The organism is Nonomuraea lactucae (genome assembly GCF_003313395.1).
In the GTDB taxonomy this organism is placed as follows: domain Bacteria; phylum Actinomycetota; class Actinomycetes; order Streptosporangiales; family Streptosporangiaceae; genus Nonomuraea; species Nonomuraea lactucae.
Map to the genome: position 1 here is coordinate 1 of NZ_QNFZ01000744.1, position 4,060 is coordinate 4,060.

Below are 4,060 nucleotides of genomic sequence, written 5' to 3' on the forward strand. Positions count from 1 at the left end.
CGAGCCGCCCACACAGGCCATCCGGGCCGGGCGGTCGGGGCGAGCCGTCCACACAGGCCGTCGGGGCAGGCCGTCCACCCGGACCGTCGGGGCGGGCCGTCCACTCGGACCGTCGGGCGGACCGTCCACGCGGCCTGTCCGGGCAGCCTGTCCGGGCGGGCTGTCGGGGCGGGCTGTCGGGGCGGGCTGTCGGGGCGGTGGCAGCGAAGGCGCCGTCGTATGAAGCGCCGGGAGGTCGTCCTGCCGAGCCGTCACGGCCTGCCAGCCTGGCTCGGTGGCAGTCCGGCCCGGTCGAGCTCGTCGCGCAGAGCGCGTTTGGCCCTGTGCGTGGTGCGGAGGGTGGCCATGTACGCGTGGAAGTCCTCCTCTCGGCCGCACCTGCCGTACAGGACCGCGGACTCGACCAGGAGGCCGGCCGCCAGCCGGTAGGCCGAGCGGTGTTTCGCCTCGACCAGCCGTTCGGCGACCTGCCGCAGGACGGGCAGGGCGTCGGCCGGATGCGCCTCGGCACGTGCCCGCGCCAGCCGCAGCCACAGGTCCTCACGGCAGCCGCCCCGCTGTGCCGCCTGCCAGGCCCCCTCTACGTCCTCCTCCCAGAGCAGCACCTCCACCAGGACCGAGTGCCCTGCGCTCTGGATGTGCGGGGTGCTCTCGCGTGGCTCCACCGCCGCGGGGAGAGCGGCCAGCAGGGCCAGCGCGCGTTCACGCCAGGATTCTGCCGCCTCGGCCGTGCCCTGGGCGGCCGTGTCCTGGGCGAGCGTGCCCTGGGCGGTGGTGTGCAGCGCCTGGTAGGCCGACAATGACGGGTTCTCCGCGAAGTTCGCCCACAGGAGCCGCATGGCCGCGTCCCGGCAGCCAAGACGTTGCAGGCATTCCGCGCCCAGCGTTCGCAGCTTCGCCTCGTGTCCGCCCTCGTCGCTGAACTCGTCCAGCCCCCGCTGGATCCATCCGAGCGCCTCCTCGTCGCGCCCGTCACCGGCCAACCTCTCGGAGATCCTGAAGACGTCATAGGAAGAGCTGACGTCGCGCGCCAGGACCTCGATCAGCGCGTCCCCGCCACCTTCGTGCTCGGCCAGCCGCTCCATCAGATAGGTGACGGTGAACCGCCCGTCGTCGTACACGCCAGGTCGTGAGGGCGGCAGCGCCTGCCACATGGCCTCCAGCCGACACCGGTAGTGGGCCATGCCCGCCTCGCCGAGGACTTCGGCGTAGCCTGGCAGCGCGTCGAGGAACACCTCGTACTCGCTGGCCAGGGCCATGTCGAGTAACCGGTCGGCGAGCTCGACCGGGTCGGGTGCGGCTGCCCTGCAGGCCTCTAGATGGATCTCCTGCGCCGTGGCGAGCGCATCGCCCAGCTCGCCGTTGCTGTCGTCGAGGTGACCGGCCGACGCCTCGATCAACTCCAGCGCGTACTCGGACAGCTCGGCGGCCTTGTCGGCGAAGCCGGCGGCGATCAGCCTCGACACCTCGCTCAGTGCATCGCTGACGCGGCCGGGGTGGGCGTAAGGGTAGGGGTCGGCGTAATCGTGCTCGTCGATCTGGATCGCGTTCGCCAATCGGCGTCGCAGGTCCCGGTCGTCGAAGGCGTTCCGGGTGTCGGCGCCCGCCGCCACCTCCAGCCGTGCCCGCAGCAGCGGATCGGCGTGCGCGGCGCGCAGGAGTTCGGCGGCGAGCCACCGCGGGTCTTGCGACTCCAGGAATCCGCGCAGCCGCTCGTCGGTGGCTGTGGCCGGCTTCGCGCCGGTGGCCGGGGCGGGGCGCGCGTCGGGAGGCGTGGCCGAGGGGGCTCTGCTCGTCTCGCCTCTTGCCAGCCACGCCAGTGCGGTGGCGACGCAGTGCTTGCAGAACATCCCGTCCTGGCCGTACGGGCAACTGCAGTCGCCGTCGAGGCCACGAGGCGTCACACGCAGTTGAACCCGGTAGGCCCGCGTGCCGTCCACGGTCGCGCTCGCGGACGCGCCGTCCACGGCCAGCCCGCGCACCGCTCCCCCGGCGTAGTACGTCTTGCCGCGTTCGAAGGAACGACCATCAGCCCGATCGCGGATCAGCTCCTCTGTCAGCACGATGCGGGTCATGAGGGAATCCTTCCGGATTCGCGCGGAGGTACAAGCCGAGGTGCAGCAAGCGGAGGTGCAAACTGTGCGACGGTCACCTTCGGCCGACGACCGGCGCCGACGGGGAGGGAGCGGCGGGGATTGGGCCTCCTGGCGATCGAAGATCGAGTTTAGGCTGGCGAAAGCTCCCGTTCATCCTCACGTGAACGGCGGGAGCGAACTCGTCCCGAGGAGCAGCTCATGACCGCGCTCGATCGACGAACCTTCCTGAACCGCAGCCTCGCCACCGCCGGCGGCGTGCTGGCGAGCGGCGTCGCCGTACAGACTCTCGGAGCGCACGCGGCCTGGGCCGAGGCCGGCCGCAAGCCGTCCCGTCCTGGTGAGGCCGGGTACGGCCCGCTGCGCCGCTCGCCGTCCAGGAACACCGGGGAGGAGCTGCTGGCGCTCCCCGCCGGGTTCTCCTACGCCGTGCTCGGCAAGACGGGCACGCCGATGTCCGACGGCGTGGCGACGCCGATCGCGCACGACGGTATGGCCGCGTTCCCCGGCACCAGCCGTCACACGGTGCGGCTCATCCGCAACCACGAGGTGCGCACACCGCCGGGGTCGCCCGTGGGGCGGGTGCACGTGCCCGGGTCGGCCCGCTACGACGAGCTGGGCGTCGGCGGCACCACGACGATCGAGGCGGACCCGCGCACCGGCGAGGTGCTGCGGCACTTCGTCAGCCTCAACGGCACGATCGTCAACTGCGCCGGCGGCATGATGCTGGGCCAGCGCGGCTGGCTGACCTGCGAGGAGACGACCGCGGGTCCGGCGCAGGGCTGGCAGCGCAAGCACGGCTACGTCTTCGAGGTGCCGCTGCGCGGCCCCGAGCCCGGCAGGCCGGCCGCCTCCATGCCGCTCACCGCGATGGGCCGCTTCTCGCACGAGGCCGTCGCCGTCGATCCGCGCACCGGCTACGTGTACGAGACGGAGGACGACTCGGGCAAGCCAGACGGCTTCTACCGGTTCCGGCCCCGGGATCCGCGAGATCTGTCGGCCGGGGGCGTTCTGGAGATGCTCAAGGTGAGAGGTGTCGAGGGCTACGACTGCCGCGAGGGCCAGACGGTGGGCGCCCGGCTGCCGGTCGAGTGGGTGACGATCGACGACCCCGACCCCGACCTGGAGCACGGCGCGCTCACGTGCACCCGGCAGGGGCTGGCCAAGGGCGGCGCGAAGTTCAACCGGCTGGAGGGCTGCTGGTACGGCGACGGGAGCGTGTTCTTCAACTCCACCAGCGGCGGCGACGCCAAGAACGGCGACGCGCCGGGCGCCGACGGCTACCGGGAGGGGTACGGCCAGGTCTGGCGGTACGTCCCCACCCGCCGGGGCGGAGGGACGCTGGTGCTGGTGTACGAGTCGCCTGGGCGGAGGGAGCTGGACTCCCCGGACAACCTGACGTTCACGCCCCGGGGCGGCATCGTGCTGTGCGAGGACGACGCCTCCTCGGCCGACGCCGACCCGCACCCGCTGGCTCCCGGGCTGACCAACGTCAACCGGCTGATCGGGCTGGATCCGCGCGGCGGGGAGCCGTTCGAGTTCGCGGTGAACATCGCCGACGACAGCGAGTTCGCCGGCGCCTGTTTCAGCCCGGACGGCTCCACGTTGTTCGTCAACCAGCTCGGCTCCACGGCCGAGCTCGACCCGCCCGGCCGGACGTACGCCATCCGCGGGCCGTGGGGGCGGGGGCCGCTGTAGCGCTTCACGGCGGGGCCTCGGCCGGAAAGATTTACCTTTGCCGAACCGCAGCTCGAAGGGCGAAACGCCACCCTCAAACCAGACAAAACGGATAAAAGGGTTAAACAGGCATAAAATTTCCGGCACTCTGTGACGCATGCATGACCGGAAAGCTCCCCTGCTGCTCTGCGCCGGCGCCCTCGCGCTGGTCACGGGCCTCGCGGCGCCTGCGCATGCCGAGCCCGCGCCCCTGGGCACAGCCCTCGCCAGCCCGCCCGCCGACGCCGGCG

At 72.1% G+C, this 4,060-nt stretch carries 2 protein-coding genes; one reads left to right on the forward strand and one right to left on the reverse strand.

Features of this window, described 5'->3' with window-relative positions:
* Positions 1–251 precede the first annotated feature (251 nt).
* Positions 252–2,075, reverse strand: coding sequence for an SWIM zinc finger family protein (locus tag DQW85_RS26500; protein ID WP_113702654.1), 1,824 nt, complete (start codon positions 2,073–2,075; stop codon positions 252–254).
* Positions 2,076–2,294: 219 nt separating this feature from the next.
* On the opposite strand from DQW85_RS26500, the gene DQW85_RS26505 reads away from it, so the two are divergent.
* Positions 2,295–3,791: an alkaline phosphatase PhoX gene (locus DQW85_RS26505; protein WP_113702655.1), complete on the forward strand. Its 1,497-nt coding sequence runs from the start codon at positions 2,295–2,297 to the stop codon at positions 3,789–3,791.
* Positions 3,792–4,060 lie beyond the last annotated feature (269 nt).

Excerpts from the sequence above, each read along its gene's own strand:
- DQW85_RS26500 (WP_113702654.1), bottom strand. The coding sequence starts at position 2,075 with ATGACCCGCATCGTGCTGACAGAGGAGCTGATCCGCGATCGGGCTGAT.
- DQW85_RS26505 (WP_113702655.1), top strand. The coding sequence starts at position 2,295 with ATGACCGCGCTCGATCGACGAACCTTCCTGAACCGCAGCCTCGCCACC.